This is a genomic window from Streptomyces sp. R-74717 (genome assembly GCF_047305335.1).
GTDB lineage: Bacteria > Actinomycetota > Actinomycetes > Streptomycetales > Streptomycetaceae > Streptomyces > Streptomyces atratus.
The window spans coordinates 1,065,476-1,084,448 of record NZ_CP102361.1; the positions used below are offsets into that span (position 1 = coordinate 1,065,476).

The following is an 18,973-nucleotide window of genomic DNA, read 5'->3' on the forward strand; positions in this document are numbered from 1 at the left end:
AGTGCCTCCCGGTACGGGCAATGTCGACTTCTGTTGATCGCGGAGCAACCTCGGACACGCCACTGCCGTCTTGATCCACAGCAAGGCGGTTCGCCGCAGGCGACAAGCCACGTCCGACCCCCCACGAGTGCCCGGGTTCGACCACCGGACAACTATGCACTTTACGTATACACGAGATGCATAGTTTCCCTGTTGTCGACCCGGCCGCGCGCGAAAGGCTCCCATGCACAGCAAGGCACTGGCGCCCGAGTATCAAGGCGCCCTCACCAAGATGTCGGTGAACTCCTCGCTCACGGATGTACTGGCAGAAGGAGTACGTCACTTGAGGGAGGCCGAGCACAGCGGCTCACAACAGGAAGTGGCGCGATGCGGGCTCGCGGTCGCCGAGGCGCACCGCAGGCTCGGCAACGTAAAGGAAGCCGATCAGGCGTGGAAGGCCAGTTACCGGGCCGCCCGCTCGGCCGGTGACCTGGGGGCCATGGCCTGGGCTCTGTGGAGCGGTGGGACACTCGCCCGCCAGCGCGGTGAACTCAGGCTCGCTTTCAGGCTGTTGGCGCTCGCAGCCGACATGGGGAAACGCGGCGGGGATATCGTCGCCCGTGGCTACTCCCTCGCCGGCCTTGCGGAGACCGGGCGGATACAGGGCGACTACCAGACCGTCGCTGTCCTGCACGAACAACTGCTCGCCGAGGCGCGCGCACGTGGCGAGGCGCGCCACACCGTGTGGGCACTGGAGGGCATCGCACAGATCCACCGCAACACCGGATCGCTCGACAGCGCCCTGGCCATGTTCGAGGAAGCGGCGCAGCTGGCCGGGAACGCGGACGACCGGCGTGGCCGCGCGTGGGCCCTGCGCGGCATGGCCGACATCATTTCCCTGCGGGACGACGATCCGGAACGTGCCCTCGCCCTGCTCACGGAGGCCGAACTCACCTGCCGCGAGATGAAGTTGTCCAGTGCGCTCGCGTACAACCACAAGATGCGCGCCAACGTGCTCTTCCGCGCGCGCCGTTACGACGAGGCGCGCCAGGTCTACGAGGAAGCGCTCGCCGAGTTCCGCGCCATGTCCGAACCCCGCGGTGAAGCGCTGGCCCGGCTCGGTCTCGTCAAGTCGCTCGCCCGGCTCGGCCGCGACCGGAACGAGACCGCCGCCGATCTGGACGAGTTGCGCCGCACCCTGAGCCGGATCGGCCTGCTCAACGCCCGGGACATGGTGGACAAGGCGTACGCCGAACTCGGTGTGACACCGGTCGGTGGAGAGACGGACGAGGAAAGCGGACGACGATGACACCACCACCCGTAACCCACCGGGCCACGGCACCGCAGATCCTCGCCCGCTGCCGCGACCTCGTACGCCCGGCGCTTGCACAGGCCGTGCAGCGTCTGCACCCGTGGCACACGGAGATGGCCGCCTTCTCCCTCGGGTGGGGCACGGCGGACGGCAGACCCGTCACGGGCTCACAGGGCAAAGGGGTGCGCCAGGCCCTCACGCTGCTGAGCGCCGAGGCCGCCGGTGCCTCTGCGGAGGACGCCGTCGTCGGCGCGGTCGCCGTCGAGCTGATCCATGTCTTCTCCCTCCTGCACGACGACATCATGGACGGCGACGAGACGCGCAGGCAGCGCGCCACCGTCTGGAAGGTGTACGGGACCGGCCCCGCGATCCTCGCGGGGGACGCGCTCTTCGCGCTGGCTGTACAGACTCTGGCCGACGCTCCGGGCGCGCACAGTGCAGCGGCGGTTCGGCATCTCGCCGGAACGCTGACCGACCTGGTGCGCGGTCAGGCCGAGGACCTGCTCTTCGAGTCCCGGCCCTGGACCGGACCCGAATCGGTGCAGCCGCACGAGTACCGGTGGATGGCCGAGCACAAGACCGGCGCGCTGCTCGGCTGCGCGGCAGGCCTGGGTGGGGTGCTGGCCGGAGCCCCTGCCACGACCGTCGACGCCCTCGCCAGGGCCGGTCGGCACCTCGGGATGGCATTCCAGGCCGTGGACGATCTTCTGGGGATCTGGGGAGATCCACAGGTCACGGGCAAGCCCGTCCACAGTGATCTGCGCCGGCTGAAGAAGACGTACCCCGTCCTCGCTGCCCTGGCCACGGACCACCCCGCTGCCCGGCGTCTCGCCACGCTTCTCGGCACCGGCAACCCGCTCGACCGCACCACCGCGCGGCGGGCAGCCGACCTCGTCGAAGAAGCCGGTGGGCGCTCCGCGACACTGGCCGAAGCCCACCAGCAGCTGGAGAGCGCCCGCCGCAGCCTGGACGGCGTTCCGCTGGCCCCGGCTGCGCTCGGTGAAATCCTCGCGCTTCTCCCGTTCTTCGTGGACCGCACCATGTGAACCGACGCGGGACCCCGACCGGGTCACCACTCCCCCGGCTCTCCCTGTCGGTGCCGGGGGCCGCAACCCGGTCACCGGCACAACCCGAACTGCGGCGGAGAACTGACGGGTCCTCCGCGCCCACCGGAACTGCTCTACTCCTCGATGGCCCCACCGGTCCGTCGGAGATGCTGCCGGAAGGTGTACGACGGATCGGCTGTGCGCTGTGCCAGATAGTCGTCGAAGGACGTCTGCTTGCGCAGTGTCTCGCCCGCCCTGATCCTGCGGGCCTGTTCACGCTCGGTCTGCCGGATCGTGTGCGCCGTCGCCAGCACTTCTTCCACGTGCTCGGCCGGAACGAACAGCACGCAGTCCTCGTCGCCGAAGACGATGTCGTCCCCGCTCACCAGGTGCGGGCCGAACCGGGCCGTGGTCAGGGCCTCCGGTTCCCGCTCGTCCAACCGGACAGGACCGGGCGGGTAGTTGCCGTAGCTGAACACGGGAAGGCCGATCTCCACCAGTTCCGGGGTGTCGCGGTGCAGCCCCCACACCACAAGGGCCGCCACGCCCGCAGCTTCGGCCTCAAGTACCGCGAGATCTCCGATACATGCCTCGTCCGACCGGCCGCCGTTGTCGATGACCAGCACGTCACCCTGCTCGGCCTTGCCGAACGCCTCCAGGAACACGTCCACGCTGCCGTAGTGCCGCACCGGCAGTGCCCGGCCCGCGATCCGGTGTCCTGAGATCACCGCTCCGATACCGGATGGTGCGGCACGCAGCGGCACGTCGACGCGGAGGCAGGCATCGGCCACGAGTGGTGTGGACAGGTCATCAAAAACCTTCAGCATGACGTTCTCCCAGGCACGGTGCGGTCGTCGCCCGCCAACGGCACACGAATACAACAGCGTGGCAGGAGCCCGATGTTACTGGCGTGGTCTCAACGCGTCGACGGGCCGCGTCAGCCGCTGAGCCGGGCAATGAGGGCCCCGGCAATGATTGCCGGGGCCTTCGGGTGGAGTACTTCGGTGCGGTGGACGAGGCGGGGTGCGGTGACACGGACAGCGGCCGTGTCCGGTAGCGCGAGGGCGAGGGAAAGGGGTAGGGCGGTCAGCCCGTGCCCGGCAGCGACAAGCGTTCCGAGGCCGTGCACATCGGTTCCGCTGTACGTGATGTGGGGGCGGAACCCGTCGGTGTTGGCGGCGGCACGCAGTTGCGTGAGGGGAACGGCGGTGTCGGGTGCGTCGATCCAGTGGGCGTCGGCGAGGTCGAAGAGCCGCAGCGAGCGCCGTCGCGCCAGTGGGTGATCGGCCGGAAACAGGACAGCGAGGGGCTGCTCGGCCACCGCGAGACCGGTCATGGGTCCGGCGTCCGGCAGCGGCAGCGGGTCGCTGGGCGCCGCGGCACCGTCGGCCAGGCCCAGGTCCGCGTCGCCCGTCAGCACCGCCTGCGCCACCGCTTCTCGCCCCAGCACCCGGATCTCCACGGCGAGCCCGGGCGTGTCGTTGCGCAGGTGGGCCAGTTGCTCGGCGACGGCGGGCGCGAAGGCGGCGGGACTGCAGGCAAGAGTCAGCCCGGCGCTGTGTGTCTGCCCGACCCGGGCGACATCGGCACGGGCCGCGTCGAGACGGAGCAGGAGCGGTCGGGCGTGTTCCATGAGCCGCTCGCCCGCCGCCGTCGGCCCGACCGGCCGGCGCTCCACCAGCCGAGTGCCGAGATCGCTCTCGAGGGCCGCGATGTGCTGCGACACGGCGGACTGGGTGTAGCCAAGGGACTGGGCGGCGGCGGAGAAGGAGCGGGCTTCGACGACGGCGACGAAGGTGCGCAGCAGATGCGGATCCATGAGTATCAGTATCGCTAATGAAAGATGCACTGATCATCGTTGGACGCGATACGGAAGCTGCGTTTCGATGGGGTCCATGAACCACACCGCACGTATCGCCCTGGTCGGCGACCGGGATCCGGCCGTCCGCTCCCACACCCGCGTCCCCGTTCTGCTGGAGTCCCTGCGCAACCGCGACGGCCTCGACCTGGACGCCTACTGGATCCCCACGCAGGAAGCCGTGGAGGGCATCGAGGGCTTCGACGCGGTCTGGATGTTGCCCGGCAGCCCTTACCGCAGTGAGTCGGGGGCGCTCGCGGCCATCCGTACCGCCCGCGAGGAAGACATCCCATTTCTGGGCACCTGTGGGGGCTTCCAGCACGCCTTGCTCGAGTACGCCCGAAATGTGTGCGGCCTGACCGGTGCCGGTCACACCGAGAACGCGCCGCAGACCGCCGCCGAGGGCGCGGTGGTGGTCCCGCTGGCCTGCTCGCTGGTCGGCCACGAGGGTGCTATCAGGCTCACCGACGGCTCGTGGGCCGCCCGGCTCCTGGGCGCCGAACGCACGGTGGAGCGCTACTACTGCACCTACGGCCCCAACCCGCGCCACCTGGACCTGCTGCGGTCGCACGGGCTGCACTTCACGGGAGTCGACGATGCGGGCGAGGTCCGTATCGCCGAACTCCCGGCACACCCGTTCTTTCTGGCCACCCTCTTCCAGCCCGAACTGTTCGGCGACGGCACCCGGCCCCACCCGTTGATCACAGGACTGGCAGAAGCCGCCGTCCGTCACGCGAAAGGCTCGCTCTGATGCAGGTCCGGGACGACGCCCCTCGGAGCTGGAAAACTCGCGTGGCGGTCGCGGTGGGCGCGTATGTGCGTGCGTGCACGGTCCCCGATGCCCACGCGGCCAGCCCGCTCGCGCCGGTGCCGGACGCCGCACTGACCGCGATCCGCACCGACATGTCGGAAGCACACCTGGGCGTGCCCCCGCACTATTCGGACGTCACGTCCGGGGGCTCGTAGTGGGTGGTCCAGCCGCGGCGTATGTCCCAGGTGCCACCGTCGGCGGAGGCTCCCCGTAGACCGTGGACGATGTCTGCGCCGGCGAGCTCGACGAGCCGCGGCGTGCCGAGCGAGGCGAAACCGAAGGTGCGGGCCGGATCCCAGTCGGTGGACTGACGAAGGCGCCGGGTGAGCTGCGCCACTCCGAGCGTCGCGCCTGCCAGCACCCACGCGTCCGGGGCCTGGGCGGTCAGCCGCCGGGCGGGACGCAGCCACGAGGCCGCGTCCTCGGGCCAGTCGACGACAGCGAGCACATCGCTGTGCAGGGCCTGCCATACGCGGATGAACGCCCGGGCGGTGGTACGGGACTCGGCGTCGCGCCCGTGCCCGACGGCAACGGACCGGATACGCGAGCGGGGCGCGGTCAGCAGGCCGATCAATGCGGCCAGCTCCGCGTCCGTGTGAGCATTCGGTGCCGGGCTGTCGGCGACAGGGGTGCGGAGCTTGGGTGGCCTGCTCCGCGCGGCATCTTTGATCAGGCTCATGAGGTGTCCCCGGGGCTCTGTGCCTGCTTGTCTTTCCCGTTCTCTTCGCCCTCTTCGCCGCTCTGCGTCCAGCGGGCGTACTCCTCCGGCAGGCACACCGCACACGGTCGGTAGCCGGCCTCGATGGCAGTGGTCTCGTCGGCGAAGAACACGCGCTGGGACACGTAGCGACCGCGGGCTATCGCCCTCAGCGCGGAGGGACAGTCCAGCCGCCCGTACACCCGGCCCCGCCGGTGTCCGCCGAGTGTGCCCGGCGTGGTGCTGCGACAGGGCTCGCCGTCGGGACCGAGCAGGGTGCGGATGCGGTGACCGGCTTCTTGGCGGGCGTCGGTGCGGTCGTTCATTTGGCGTCGTGGAAGACGAGGCCGAGGGTGCGGCGCCGGCCGGAGCGGACGGTGCTGACACCGTGCCGCATGGTCGCGGTCGACCAGCCGCGTTTGGAGGCGACCGGCCGGTCGCGGGTGGTGAAGACCAACCCGTGCCCCTGGAGCAGGACGGTGGCCGATCCCCGGGACTGGGCGCGGGGGCGCTGCTCGGTCATGAGGAAATCGCCACCGGTGTAGTCGGTGCCCGGCGCGTCGAGTCCGATGACGACCTGGAGTGGGAAGAGCATGTCGCCGAAGACGTCGCGGTGCAGGGCGTTCCAGTCCCCGGCACCGTAACGCAAAAGGATCTGGGCGGACTTGGACTGCCCGGCCGCGTGACACATGTCGAGCCATTCCTCCAACTCGTCCGGCCAGGGGGCAGGCCTTCCCGATTTGTCTGCCCAGGCACGGGCGATCGGGAGCAGGTGCGGGTAGAACGCCTCGCGCAGCTCCCGGACCACCTCGGGCAGATCGTCGGTGAAGTAGCGGTACTGGCCGGAGCCGAATCGGTGGCGGGCCATGTCGATGGTGGAGCGGAAGCGTTCGGTCTCGTCGTACAGCCCGGCGAGCTCGCGGCACCGGTCGGGGGTGAGAAGCTGCCCGGTCAGCGCGCTGCCGTATGCGTCGATCTCGTCGGTGAGCACGGCCCAATCGGAGGCATCGACCAGGTCGTTCACGGTTCGGGCCGGGCGTGTTGTGTCGATCATGGGTCTCGTTCCTCAGTGTGCGGTTGGCAACGGGCAGGATCGTGGGCGTCGCCGTAGCCCCGGCGGGAGTGGCACGGCGGGGCGCGACGACGCCGGTCAGGCGGCAGCCCGGGCGACACCTTCGTGGCGCAGCTGCTGCTGCTTGCCGGAAACCGGCGTGGATTCAGCGGGCGTTGTGAAAGATGAGGCCCAAGGTGTTGCGTCGCCCGGATTCAACGGCTCCGGTGCCGTGCCGTACGGGGTGCCGGCGATAGCCGTTCCTGCCACGCACCGGCCGATGGCGGACCGGGAAGATCATCCCTTGGCCCAGCTCCGGCTTGACGACAACGGCCTTCGACTGAGAGCGGGGGCGCTGTTCGACGAAGACGTTCTCCCCGCCCGTGAAGTCCTCGCCGGGCTGGTTCAGCATGATCGCGATCTGGAGCGGGAACACGATGTCGCCGTAGATGTCCTGATGCAGGCAGGCGTAGTCACCCTTCCCGTAGGCGAGGATCAGCGGAGTCGGGCGGTTCTGGCCGTTTGCCGCGCACTCCTCGGTGAGTTCCGCAAGCGTGTCAGGAAAGGTGCGTTCACCCAGCATCGGCGCCCATTGGTTGGCCATCCACGCCATCGGCGGGTAGAGGCTCTCGCGCAGCGCCTGCACCAGTGGTGGGAGTGGGTTCGCGTAGTACTTGTAGGTGCCGCGGCCGAAGTTGTAGCGCTGCATCACCACCGTGCTGCGGAACATTCCGTCGTCGTCGAACGTGCCGATGAGCTCCTCGCACAGCTCGCGGCTGAGCAGGGGCGGGGTGAGCGCAACGCCGCGCTCGTTCAACTGCCCGTACAGAGCCGGCCAGTCCAGCTCGCTCAACGCGGGCAGGTCCTTGTCGTACGGCACGTGTGGTGCGTCACCGGTCCGGGGAGTATCGCCGAACAGCGTCGGGGCGACGGCGGAGTGGTTCATGGTGTGCTCCTCGGTGGTGTGTTGTCGTCGCAGCGGGCAGCGCCCGGCAGACGCCTCGACCGCGCGGGTGCGTGCGGCTTCACAGCCTGCGTGCTGTCGCGGCGACGCGGCCGAAAGCCCTCGACGATCAATGCTGGCTGCCCCCGAGCAGCAAATCTGGCGCTATTCGGACATTGCGCTACGGGTCGTGTGCTGCGAGAAGCCCGAGGAGTTCGCCTGCGAGGCGGGTAGGCATGGGGCGTCAGGGGCCAGGACCAGTGACCTACGAGGTTGGGGACGCGGCTTGCGAGTGGTTTGCCTGCGAGCGCATGCAGGCACTCCAGCATGCTTGGTCCGCTGGTGCCGGCCGGGCGGCCTCAGGCCCTGGCAGGCCGCCTTTTGGAGGCAGCGGGCCGACAGGGGGGTGAACCGGTGGGGAGCCGCTCTCACGGCACTCGCACAGACCGATCAGGTGATGGTCTCAGCCTCCTCTCAGCGGGCGCCGTACAGGCTGGAACAGTCCTCCCGGACCACCGGGCGTCCTTCACCCCGAGCTGAGGAGGGGGTTTCCCTATGGCCTCCCACACCGTGGACCCGCATGTCGTTCCGGCTGGAGACTTCACCGACCCAAAGGCGACAAACACGGCCCGTCGACTGCACCACTTCTTTGAAGGCGCCTGTGACCGCACACCGTGGGCCGTCGCCCTGGAATGCGAAGAGCAGCATCTGACGTACGCCGATCTCGACGCACGATCCAACCAGGTGGCCCACTACCTGCGCCGTGTGGGCGTGGGTACGGGCACGCGTGTGGCCGTCCTGCTACCGCGATCTATTGGCATGTACTTGTCACTCCTGGGCGTGTGCAAGGCCGGGGCGGCGTTCGTGCCGCTCGACCCCGCGTCCCCACCCGAACGCATCGCGTACATCCTGGGCGACGCAGGCGCCGGCGTCCTGCTGACCACGGGCGTTCTGATGCCGCCCACCGGGCATGCGGAGACGGAGGAGCCGGGAGCGTGCCGGGGGATCCGGACCGACGCCTGGGCGAGTGAACTCGCTTGTCTTCCCACGACGCGGCCGCCTGCCGACACGTCCGCCGCGGGCCGGTACAAAAACGATCCCACCGCGTACATCATGTACACCTCGGGCTCCAGCGGCAGGCCCAAGGGCGTGGAGATCGCCCAATCAAGCATTTGTAACTTCCTCGGTGTCGTGACTCCCGTGTACGCCGTACGCCCCGATGACCGGGTGTTCCAGGGCATGACCATCTCGTTCGACTTCTCCCTCGAGGAGATCTGGCCGACCTGGACGGCAGGCGCCACGCTCGTCGCCGGGCCGGGCGGTCCCGCGCGGCTCGGTGACGAGCTCGCCGACTTCCTGGAGACGCATCGCATCACGGTGCTGTACTGCGTGCCGACGCTGCTGGCGACGATCCCGCGCGAGCTGCCGCAGGTTCGCAGCGTCGTCGTGGGCGGCGAGGCATGCCCGCAGAGGCTCGTCGAGCGGTGGAGCAGGCCGGGACGCCGCATCCTCAACACGTACGGACCGACAGAGGCCACCGTCACGGCAACCTGGCAGGAACTGCGTGCAAACCGGCCCGTCACCATCGGACGGCCTCTGCCGACGTACTCGGTGGCACTTCTCGACGAACAGCGGCGGCCCGTTCCCCACGGTTCGGCCGGCGAGATATGCCTGGGCGGTCCCGGCCTGGCCCGCGGTTACGTGGGTCGGCCGGACCTGACCGCCGACCGTTTCATCGAACACCCGCTGGCTCCCCGGGGCGGCCGGCTGTACCGCACCGGTGACCTCGGCCGGATGACCGTCGACGGGGAGATCGAGTACCTGGGCCGGGCCGACGCAGAGGTAAAGATCCGGGGATACAGGGTGGCACTCGGTGAGATCGACAATGTGCTGCTGGAGGACCCTGGCGTAGCTCAAGCGGTCACCGCGCTCGTCGCGGCGCCGGACACGGGCAGGACTCCGCAGACCCGTGACGACCTGGACCCGGCCGGGCACAGCGAGACCGGGAGCAGCGAGGTGCTCGCCGCCTACGTCGTCCGTGCCACAGACCCTTCCGGCCCGGACGCAGCCTCCGACAGCGACCTCGCCGGCCGTCTGCACGAGCACCTGCAACGTACTCTGCCCGCCTACATGGTGCCGTCGTTCCTCGACATCCTCGACCGCCTTCCCGCCATGCCGAGCGGCAAGGTCGACCGCCGGCTGCTACCCGCTCCGACCGGCCGTCGACTCATGGGGATCGGCCGCGTGGCGCCCGCCCGTGGTGAGTTGGAGACGCGGGTGCGGGACACCTGGGCACAGGTGCTCGGCCTCGCTCCCGACGAGGTGTCGGCCGAGGCGAACTTCTTCACCGACCTCGGCGGCCACTCGTTGCTCGCCGCCCAGGTCGTGTCGCTGTTGCGCGGCCACGACAGCGGAACCGGCCCGACTCTGCGTGACCTCTACGAGCACCCGACCGTGCAAGGGTTCGCAGAGCGGATACGCGCCTCGGCGGCCACCATGGGCACCAGCCCGCCCCGCCCATTCATCCGTCACAGCCGCGGCCGGATCGCGCTCGCCGGACTGGCCCAGGCGGGGGCCCTCTACCTTGTGCTCCTTCTGTTGACGCTCCCTGTGGCCGTCTCGTACGCCGAACGCCACGGCCAGGTCTCGGGCGGGGAGGTCGTCCAGCCGATGATCGCCGTCGCGGCCGGTTACCTGGCGGTGCGCTGGATCGTTCCTCTCGCTCTGGCGCGCCTGCTGGAGCACGGCATCGCACCTGGCCGCTACCCACTGTGGGGGCTGGCCTATCTGCGCCTGTGGGCACTGAACCTGCTGCTGGAGATCAGCCCGTTGCGGGTACTCAGCGGCTCTCCCATGATGGCTCCCTACCTTCGGCTGCTCGGTGCACGCGTCGGAGCCCGCACCACGATCGCCACCGGCGTGATCGGTCTGCCGGCTCTGCTGAGGATCGGCAGCGACGCGGCGGTCGGCTATGGCGTTTCGCTTCGACCCTGGCAGGTCGCGGACGGATGGGTCACCGTCGCTCCGATCACGGTTGGCGAGCGGGCCTTCGTCGGTGCCAACGCGGTGCTTGAACCAGGTGCGTGCATGGGGCCGGGGTCCGCGCTCGGTGAGCAGTCCGTGATCGGCCAGGACGAGTCGGTGGCTGCCGGAGCGCGCTGGACCGGATCACCGGCGCGCCGGGTCGAGGCCCTCGCCCCGGTCGTCGAGACAATGCTGCGCACCCGCGGCATTGCAGATCACTGGCGGCCGCGACATCTGTTTGCGGCGCTGGTCGGCCTGGTTTTCTTGGAGCTGGCTCCTCTGTTGACGGTCCTGCCCGGCATCGCGTTGTTCTGGTTCGCATGGCTGCGCTGGGGTGCGGGCTCGGGGCTGGCTGCCACAGCGCTGTCCGGCCCGGTCTTCGTGGGTACGGTGTGCTTGGTGGTGGCGGCCGGCAAGCGCGTGGTCCTGCCTGAGGTGCCCGTGGGCATCCACTCGGCGCGCACCTCGCTCGGCGTGCGCAAGTGGGTCGTGGACAAGCTGATGGAGTACAGCCTCACTTTCACCAACGCCCTCTACGCCACCCTCTACACCGTGCCGTGGCTGCGGCTGCTCGGCGCGCACGTGGGCCAGGGTGCCGAGGTTTCCACCGTCGCCTACGTCGAGCCGGGCCTGCTGACCCTCAAAGAGAGAAGCTTCGTCGCGGACAACGCGAGCATCGGTGCCGCCGTCTTCGCCGCCGGCCAGGTGGCCATGGGACCCACCACGGTGGGCAGCCGGGCGTTCGTCGGTAATGCGGCGCTGGTGGCGGCCGGCACGGAGCTGGGTGCGAGCTCCCTGGTCGGCGTGGGTACGGTCCCGCCGCCCGACGGTGTGCCCGACGGCACTACATGGCTCGGCTCCCCCGCGTTGCGGCTGCCGGTGCGCCAGCGCAGCGGTTCGTACCCGGAGGAGCTGACGTACCGACCGACCCGCAGGGCGGTGCTCGTTCGTCTGAGTATCGAGTTCTTCCGCGTCACCATGCCCGCCTCGGTTCTGGCGACCAGTGCCTACCTGTACCTGCTGGCACTGTCCGGCCTCGTCCGTGGCGCCGGCCCGCTGGTCCCGGTGCTGGTGTCGCCCTTCCTGGCCATCGGCGCGGCGTTCGCGGCCATCGCGTACTGCATGGTGGCCAAGCTCGTCGTCATCGGAAGGTACCGGCCGCGAGTCGAGCCTCTGTGGAGTTTTTTCGTACGGCGTACGGAGTTCGTCACCGGCCTTTTCGAGGCGGCCGCGGTCCCGGCGGGGGTGGGTGTGCTGGTGGGGACTCCGTTCCTGCCGGTGGTACTCCGAATGTTCGGTGCCCACATCGGCCGACGTACCTGGATCGGCACCACCTTTCTCACCGAGTTCGACCTGGTGGAGGTGGGCGACGACGTAGCGGTCGACAGGAACGTCTCACTACAGACACATTTGTTCGAAGATCGTGTCATGAAGATGTCGACGGTGACTGTTCGGTCCGGTGCGGATATCGGCACCCGGGCCATCGTGCTGTACGACTCGGTGGTGGGCGAGCGTGTCGGGCTTGGGGCGTTGTCCCTGGTCATGAAGGGGGAGCACCTGCCGCTGGGGACGAGCTGGCGAGGGCTCCCCGCCGAAGGAGTGACGAGCCGTCCCCGACCGGTTCGGGGGGACCGGTCGCCGTCGACTGCCGTGCGCGACGCATGACCACAACGCGCCGGTGAGGAGGAGGACATGGTTCAGGCCGAGACGCCCGGACTCCGCCCGCTCGCGCTCGTCTACCGGGGACCGGCATCACTGCCCGGTTGCCCGGAGGCGGTCGCGGACCTGCTCGCTGCCGGCCCGTGGGAACTGGACGTCCGCTTCGCCGGTCCGCGCGAGGCCCTGAAGCTGTCGGCCGGATCGCTGTCCAGGGCCCTTGTCTATGCCCAGCCGGGTGGCGGCTCGCTCCGTCCCGCCTACCGGAAGCTGAGGCAGCAACGCGAAGCGATCCGTGACTTCGTCCATGGCGGCGGACGCTACCTGGGCTTCTGTCTGGGCGCCTACCTGGCAGGGGCCACCCCGGGATTCGCTCTGCTGCCCGGCGACACCGACCAGTACATCCGCTCACCGGGGTGCACAGTCCACGACACCGGCAACACGCTGGTCGGGGTGATGTGGCGCGGACGGCCCCGCACTGTCTTCTTCCAGGACGGACCGTACTTCGCGCTCGATGCAGACGCGGACGCGACTGTCCTGGCCACCTACGCCAATGGCGCACCCGCCGCGGTCGTGACCCGGTTCGGCGCCGGCCGCGTGGGGGTCACCGGACCGCACCCGGAGGCCGGCGACGACTGGTACACCGACAACCGCCTCCCGGTCCACCACACCCGGGACCTCGCTGTGGACCTCGTGAATGCGGTGATGGAGAGATGACTGCGGTGCCCGCACCGACGAGTCTCGATTCGACGATCGCGGTGCGGCTGTGGCTCGTCCCGGCGGGCGGTCGGGACACACCCCAGGAGGCACCGTCCGTCCTGGACGCCGACGAGAGGCGGCGGGCGCTGGCGTTTCACCGAGCGTGCGACCGCAGCAGGTACATAAGCGCGCACACACTCCTGCGCCGAATCCTCGGGGCTCACTTGGGCGTCGCGCCCCGGGAGGTGCTCCTCACCCGCGAACGGTGCCCGATGTGCGGCGGCCCGCACGGCCGCCCGGCGGTGGCGAACGGCGCGGTGCACTTCTCGCTGGCCTACAGCGGGGAACTCTGCCTCGTCGCAGTGGCGAGCACGCCCGTCGGCGTTGACATGGAACGGATCCCGCCACCCGAACAGGCAACAAGACTCGGTTCGGCCCTTCACCCGAGGGAGGCCTCGGAGCTCTTGGCTCTGCCCGCACAGAACCGGCCCCTGGCCTTCGCTCGCGCCTGGGTACGCAAGGAGGCATACCTCAAGGGGCTCGGCACAGGTCTGACACGCGGGTTGTCCGTCGATGACGTCGGAACAGGGCCCGTCCCCGCCCAATGCTCGTCGGGCTGGCTGATCGCCGACATCGCCCTGGGCAGGAGCCGCGTTGCGGCGATCGCCATCCGCCGCCGCTGACAGTCGCACGGCGGCCAGCCGGGGAACCCGACCGGCCGCCGTGCGACTGTCACCAAGGAGGAGCCGGTGGCTCCGGCTCTTACCAGCCGACCGGGTGGTCGGCGACACGGGAAGTGCGGATCAGGCGCTCACGCGCGTCCTCAATCTCCCTCTCCCGGTCATCTGCGGACCGCCTGCCGTCATCCGGCCTCCTGCCCCTGCGCTCCTGCTCGTCACCATGCCGCGCCCGCTCTCGCGCCATGTCGATCCCGCGTGCATCACGCTCGCCTCGCCGGACCTCCCGGTCCGGGCGCCTGTCTCGACTGTCTGTCATTGTTCCTCACCTCACCTGCTTGTGGCCTCCAGCGTGTGCCGCGGGCACTGAGAGAACCCTGAGAACCCGCCACGCTCTCAGCGGCTTCTCAGGGGACAGTCCGTACGCTGCGGCACTAGGGTGGTTGGAGAGGCTGCCATGCGGATGCTGATCATCGAGGACGAACGTGGACTTGCCGCGGCGATCGCCGACGGACTCGCCTCGGAGGGCTTCGTCGCCGAAGCCGCATATGACGGTGTGGACGGGCTCTGGCGGGCCCTCCACGAGCCGCACGATGTCATCGTGCTGGACATCATGCTGCCCGGCCTGTCCGGGTACGAGGTCCTCAAGCGGATGCGGGCAGCGAACGTGTGGACCCCTGTGCTGATGCTCACGGCGAAGGACGGAGAGTACGACGAGGCGGACGCCCTGGACCTCGGCGCCGACGACTACCTGAGCAAGCCGTTCTCGTACGTGGTACTTGTGGCCCATTTGCGGGCGCTTCTGCGCCGAGGCGCACCGCCCCGGCCCGCGGTGCTCGCGGTCAACGACCTCACCCTGGACCCCGCCCGTAGGCGGTGCCGTCGCGGGAGCCATGAGATCGACCTGACCGCACGGGAGTTCACCCTTCTGGAATTCCTGCTCCGGCGTGCCGGCCAAGTGGTCAGCAAGACAGAGATCCTCACGCACGTGTGGGACGAGAACTTCGACGGCGACACCAACATCGTCGAGGTCTACGTCGGTTACCTGCGGCGCAAGATCGACGCCCCATTCGACCGCCAGACCATCGAGACCGTCCGCGGAGCGGGGTACCGACTACGGAGCTGAGGAAGGTAGCGGATGTACGTCGACATCCGGGCTTGGTGGTCCCGCCGGTCGCTGCGGCTGCGGCTGACCGTTGCGGCTGCCCTCATGATCGCGTTCGGACTGGCCGGTGCCGCTGTGCTGCTCGTTCTGTGGCTGCATTCAAGTCTCATCAGCGAGCTCGACCAGACCGCCCTGCAGGACGCCCAGGTCGTCGCAGCAACCCTTGAGGCCGAACCGCGCGGCGCCGTACTGCACAACACATTCCACGGCGAAGCCGCTGTCCAAGTGGTCGACGCGAAGGGAACAGTGCGGGCCAGCTCGGCGAATCTGCGCAGCAAACCCCGGTTGTTCGACTTCCCGCCGAACGCATCCGGTACCGCACACTCCCGCACCGTCCACGACATCCCAGTGGGCGAAAGCGGTGCCTGGCGTGCTGTGGCCGTCCCGGCCGGTCCCCGCCACGACCCGATGACCGTGTACGTCGCCATGTCCACAGAGGGCATCGACCATGGCCTGGCCAAGCTGACGTTCGGCCTCGCCACCACCGTGCCATCGACCGTGGCCCTGCTCACCGGCGTCGTATGGCTGCTCACCGGGCGCGCGCTGCGTCCCGTGGAATCCCTGCGAACCCAGACTGCCGAGATCAGCGCCTCGGACCTGGGGCGCCGACTCGACGTGCCCCCCGCCGAGGATGCTCTGGGCCGGCTCGCGAAGACCTTCAACGACCTGCTTGCCCGCCTGGAGGCTTCGACGCGGCGGCAGCGCGGTTTCGTCGCCGACGCCGCCCACGAACTGCGCAGCCCTCTGAGCACCTTGCACACACGCCTGGAGGTCGCAGTCAGCCATCCCGAAGCCGCTGACTGGCGAACGCTCGCCCCCGCTCTGCTCGAGGAGACCGAACGGCTTTCCCGGCTCGTCGACGATCTTGTACAGCTGGCCCGCCTCGATGCCCGTCCACGCCTGCGCAAACGCCCGGTCGACCTGGACGAGATCGTCTTCACCGAGGTGGGCGAGGCCCGCCAGCGCACTTCTCTCATCATCGACCAGCGCGCCGTCAGCGCCGCACGCATCCACGGTGACAGAGATGCCCTCGCCCGCGTGGTACGGAACCTGCTGGACAACGCCCTTCGCCATGCCGCCACCCGCATCGACATCCGCCTTTATGTCCTGAACGGCACCGCAAACCTGTTCGTAACCGACGACGGGCCCGGCATCCCTGCCGCCGACCGGCAACGAGTCTTCGAGCGCTTCACTCGACTCGACCACGCGCGCGCACGCGACACAGGCGGCAGCGGCCTGGGGCTGGCCATCGTCCGCGACATCGTCACCGCCCACCACGGCAGCGTCCACATCGAGACCAGCCACCCGGGCGCTCGGATCGTCGTGCGGATTCCCGTCGGCGATCGGTAGCGGCCGAGCAGGTGGCGCGGCCTGGGAGTACGACAAGACCGCCACCATCTACCTGGCGGCATTCCACCTCGTGGCATCTTCATCTGGTCCGAAAGGTGATGCGAAGGAAACGGCCTAGATCCAGTTCGCCCAGCCGAAGGAGAACAGATACGCCCGCCGATTCGCTTCCCATCCGCGGATGCCTCGAAGGTGCATGACCGCCAGTGACATGAGAAACAGTGCGGCAAAGGCGCCGGCTACAAGGGCAAGCCTGCGAGCAGGCCCACGACCGTGCTCACGACGACTACGGTCCCCAGACCGAAGTGCGCGGCAGGGAGATCTGCCCGCACTGCCTCCCGCAAGTCCCTGCGCACCGCCCGGATATCGGAGTCGTACCGCTCGCGCGCCCGTTCCTGGTCGGCAGCGGGACCCTTCAGCCACTGCATCTTCATCCCCCGATTGCGATGGACCGGATCCTGATGGTTTCGCCGGATCATCGTGCCAAAGACGGTGGGGTCTGAACAGATGCTGGAGGTTGCGGGTGAAGCGCCACGATTCCAGAGGCATCTACCAACTGTCGGTCAACGGCACACCGATAGGCGGGCCGGTGGACCTGTACAGCCCGGTCATGACCTACCCCGGTCATGACCTACTCCGAGCCGGAATTCGCCCAGGTGCCCCTGCGGACCGGAAGCAACACGCTCCGCCCGACCCACGTCGGACAGCACGCCAAGAGCAACGCAGTCCCGGGGACTTGCGCGATCGACCGCATCGGCCTGCGGCACCCCGACCAGGTCCTGCTGTCAATTGCTGACACACGTATGACCCGGCATCGCGATCCCGGGGCAGCGGTCCTGCGGGACCGGACTCGTCATCGTTTTCGTGTCGTTGTCGGGCCATGCCGTCCTGCTCACATTCCACCTTGGCGGCGGGCGTGACCGAGGAGGACACCGATGGTGGAACGGCAGTCCTACCAGTAATGCCGTCGGCCTCCCACCGCATGCCCGACAGCACCCAGGATCCAGAGGACGATGCCGATCACGACGAGCACAACACCGATCGTCCAAAGGATCGAGATACCTGCCACCAGGCCGATGGCCAGCAGAATGACACCGAGGATGATCATGACGACCTCCAATCTCGCATCGCCTCCCAGTATGCGCCTGCCGCCTTCGCGGGGTGATACGGGTCGTGCGAGGAACATCGCCTCCGGCTGCGGAGGCACCGCTCGAATGGCCCAAGGCGCAAATGTGGAGCACGATAGGGACGTGGGCACGTTCCTTTCTGCCTACTGTGGGCCGGGGCAGGAGAGTGCCCGGCAGTGTCATCTCACCGGTCACGTACTGCATGCCTGCAAACGACTCCCGTGAGCGGAATCCGTGACCGCGGTGCCGCGGAGCGCTTCTACGACGAGTACGCCGCCGTTCACCAGCAGGTGATGTTGCGCGGCAACATCGACGGCCTGCTCGCGGTCGCGTGCGGGCGGCAGAGGGGTAGCCGTCGTGCGGAGTGTGGGCGTTGAGGAAGAACTCCTTCTGGTCGCCCCGGAGAGCGGGGAGCCGCAGGCATTGTCGGCGGCGGTACTGGCCGTGGCTTCCCGCGACACGGATGGCGACTCCCCCTTCGAGTCGGAGCTCCACCGCCAGCAGCTCGAGTTCGCGACTCAGCCGCAGACCGGGATGAGCGAACTCGGGTCGGAGATCCGGCGTTGGCGGGCCGAGGCCGCCGGCCACGCCGCGGAATCGGGGCCGCCGTAGCCGCCCTGGCAACATCGCCGCTCCCGGTCAGTCCGACGATCGGGAGGGGCGAGCGGTATCAGTGGCTGGAGGAACAGTTCGGGCTCACCACACAGGAGCAGCTCACATGCGGCTGCCATGTCCATGTCTCGGTGGAATCCGACAACGAGGGCGTTGCGGTGCTGGACCGGATCCGGGTGTGGCTTCCGGTGCTGCTGGCCCTGAGCGCGAACTCCCCTTTCTGGCAGGGCAAGGGCAGCCAGTACAGCAGCTACCGCAGCCGGGTCCGGGGCCGCTGGCCGTCGTCCGGACCGGTGGAGATTTTCGGCTCCGCGGACCGCTACCACGAGTACGTACGGACCATGCTCAGCACTGGGGCGCTGCGCGATGAGGGCATGATCTACTTCGACGCACGCCTCTCGAAGCGCTACCCCACCGTTGAGATCAGAGTGGCAGACGTGTGTCTCGACGCCACTACTACGGTGCTGCTCGCCGCACTCGCCCGGGGTCTGGTGGAAACAGCGGCTCGCCAATGGCAGGCGGGCAGTGCGGCGCCTCAGCACGGGGTGGGTGCTCTGCGTCCGGCCGCCTGGCGAGCCGGCCGGTCGGGCCTTGAGGGCCGGCTGGTGCACCCGCTGACCATGTGCCCGGCCTCTGCTGTGGACGTGACGCACGCGCTGTTCGATCACGTGCGCGAGGCGCTGGAGGACAGCGGCGACGCGGCCGCAGCCGGGGAAGCACTGGACTCGTTGCTGAGGACCGGGAACGTGCCCGCGTCCAGCGAGAGCTGCTCCGGCGGACCGGAAGCCTCCGGGACGCCGCCACCGAATGCATCCGCCGCACTCGCGGGTGACCGGCGTGGCCCGGTGCAGGACGCTCACCTCGTATGCGTCGCCGGAGACCTGCATGCGGAACTCCGGTGACAGCTGGATCGACCAGTCCGTCAGCGACGACAGCCACGGGTGGATGGCCGGTGGCTCCGCCCGTAGG

17 protein-coding genes and 1 pseudogene are annotated in these 18,973 nt (G+C 69.1%); 10 read left to right on the forward strand and 8 right to left on the reverse strand.

Annotation, left to right across the window (positions count from 1 at the left end):
• Window positions 1–223 precede the first annotated feature (223 nt).
• Entirely contained in the window at window positions 224–1,288 is a 1,065-nt protein-coding gene (locus tag NRF20_RS04815) for a tetratricopeptide repeat protein (RefSeq protein WP_413752063.1), read from the forward strand.
• On the forward strand, window positions 1,285–2,337 hold the full coding sequence (locus NRF20_RS04820; protein ID WP_398631546.1) for a polyprenyl synthetase family protein: 1,053 nt from the start codon (window positions 1,285–1,287) through the stop codon (window positions 2,335–2,337). The genes NRF20_RS04815 and NRF20_RS04820 overlap by 4 nt, the downstream gene beginning before the upstream one ends.
• Before the next feature lie 134 nt (window positions 2,338–2,471).
• On the opposite strand, the gene NRF20_RS04825 is transcribed toward NRF20_RS04820, so the two are convergent.
• The gene (locus NRF20_RS04825; RefSeq protein ID WP_398631545.1) at window positions 2,472–3,164 is read right to left on the reverse strand and encodes an RraA family protein; all 693 of its coding nucleotides are present in this window, start codon (window positions 3,162–3,164) and stop codon (window positions 2,472–2,474) included.
• A 110-nt stretch (window positions 3,165–3,274) separates the two neighbouring features.
• Window positions 3,275–4,156, reverse strand: a complete 882-nt coding sequence (locus NRF20_RS04830; RefSeq protein WP_398631544.1) for a LysR family transcriptional regulator — start codon at window positions 4,154–4,156, stop codon at window positions 3,275–3,277.
• Window positions 4,157–4,232: 76 nt separating this feature from the next.
• Between NRF20_RS04830 and NRF20_RS04835 the strand changes: the two genes are divergently transcribed.
• Entirely contained in the window at window positions 4,233–4,946 is a 714-nt protein-coding gene (locus tag NRF20_RS04835; protein WP_413752064.1) for a glutamine amidotransferase-related protein, read from the forward strand.
• 184 nt (window positions 4,947–5,130) lie between these two features.
• Here the strand turns inward: NRF20_RS04835 and NRF20_RS04840 are convergent, their stop codons facing one another.
• From NRF20_RS04840 to NRF20_RS04855, 4 genes are all read right to left on the reverse strand, one after another.
• Window positions 5,131–5,685: a hypothetical protein gene (locus NRF20_RS04840; protein WP_398631542.1), complete on the reverse strand. Its 555-nt coding sequence runs from the start codon at window positions 5,683–5,685 to the stop codon at window positions 5,131–5,133.
• Window positions 5,682–6,029, reverse strand: coding sequence for an Ada metal-binding domain-containing protein (locus NRF20_RS04845; RefSeq protein WP_413752065.1), 348 nt, complete (start codon window positions 6,027–6,029; stop codon window positions 5,682–5,684). The genes NRF20_RS04840 and NRF20_RS04845 overlap by 4 nt, the downstream gene beginning before the upstream one ends.
• The gene (locus NRF20_RS04850) at window positions 6,026–6,757 is read right to left on the reverse strand and encodes a 2OG-Fe(II) oxygenase (protein WP_413752066.1); all 732 of its coding nucleotides are present in this window, start codon (window positions 6,755–6,757) and stop codon (window positions 6,026–6,028) included. The genes NRF20_RS04845 and NRF20_RS04850 overlap by 4 nt, the downstream gene beginning before the upstream one ends.
• 163 nt (window positions 6,758–6,920) lie before the next feature.
• Complete coding sequence (locus NRF20_RS04855) at window positions 6,921–7,700, reverse strand: 2OG-Fe(II) oxygenase (RefSeq protein WP_413752067.1); 780 nt, start codon at window positions 7,698–7,700, stop codon at window positions 6,921–6,923.
• A gap of 552 nt (window positions 7,701–8,252) precedes the next feature.
• Between NRF20_RS04855 and NRF20_RS04860 the strand changes: the two genes are divergently transcribed.
• The 5 genes from NRF20_RS04860 to NRF20_RS04880 all read left to right on the forward strand — a co-directional run bounded on the left by NRF20_RS04860 (window position 8,253) and on the right by NRF20_RS04880 (window position 16,268).
• A complete protein-coding gene (locus NRF20_RS04860) occupies window positions 8,253–12,386 on the forward strand; it encodes a Pls/PosA family non-ribosomal peptide synthetase (protein ID WP_413752068.1) in 4,134 nt (1,377 codons plus the stop codon).
• A gap of 27 nt (window positions 12,387–12,413) precedes the next feature.
• Window positions 12,414–13,094, forward strand: coding sequence for a BPL-N domain-containing protein (locus NRF20_RS04865; protein WP_398631537.1), 681 nt, complete (start codon window positions 12,414–12,416; stop codon window positions 13,092–13,094).
• Window positions 13,091–13,759, forward strand: a complete 669-nt coding sequence (locus tag NRF20_RS04870; protein ID WP_413752069.1) for a 4'-phosphopantetheinyl transferase family protein — start codon at window positions 13,091–13,093, stop codon at window positions 13,757–13,759. Before NRF20_RS04865 ends, NRF20_RS04870 begins: the two co-directional genes overlap by 4 nt.
• A 451-nt stretch (window positions 13,760–14,210) precedes the next feature.
• A complete protein-coding gene (locus NRF20_RS04875; protein ID WP_413752070.1) occupies window positions 14,211–14,879 on the forward strand; it encodes a winged helix-turn-helix domain-containing protein in 669 nt (222 codons plus the stop codon).
• A 12-nt stretch (window positions 14,880–14,891) separates the two neighbouring features.
• Complete coding sequence (locus NRF20_RS04880) at window positions 14,892–16,268, forward strand: ATP-binding protein (protein WP_413752071.1); 1,377 nt, start codon at window positions 14,892–14,894, stop codon at window positions 16,266–16,268.
• Between the two features lie 236 nt (window positions 16,269–16,504).
• Here the strand turns inward: NRF20_RS04880 and NRF20_RS04885 are convergent, their stop codons facing one another.
• Together NRF20_RS04885 and NRF20_RS04890 are read right to left on the reverse strand one after the other, a co-directional pair.
• Complete coding sequence (locus tag NRF20_RS04885) at window positions 16,505–16,699, reverse strand: hypothetical protein (RefSeq protein ID WP_413752072.1); 195 nt, start codon at window positions 16,697–16,699, stop codon at window positions 16,505–16,507.
• A gap of 518 nt (window positions 16,700–17,217) precedes the next feature.
• Entirely contained in the window at window positions 17,218–17,373 is a 156-nt protein-coding gene (locus tag NRF20_RS04890; protein ID WP_383855881.1) for a DUF6131 family protein, read from the reverse strand.
• Window positions 17,374–17,613: 240 nt separating this feature from the next.
• Between NRF20_RS04890 and NRF20_RS04895 the strand changes: the two genes are divergently transcribed.
• On the forward strand, window positions 17,614–17,769 hold the full coding sequence (locus NRF20_RS04895) for a hypothetical protein (RefSeq protein WP_398631533.1): 156 nt from the start codon (window positions 17,614–17,616) through the stop codon (window positions 17,767–17,769).
• Window positions 17,750–18,836 (forward strand): annotated as a pseudogene (locus tag NRF20_RS04900) (glutamate--cysteine ligase). Before NRF20_RS04895 ends, NRF20_RS04900 begins: the two are co-directional and overlap by 20 nt.
• Window positions 18,837–18,973 lie beyond the last annotated feature (137 nt).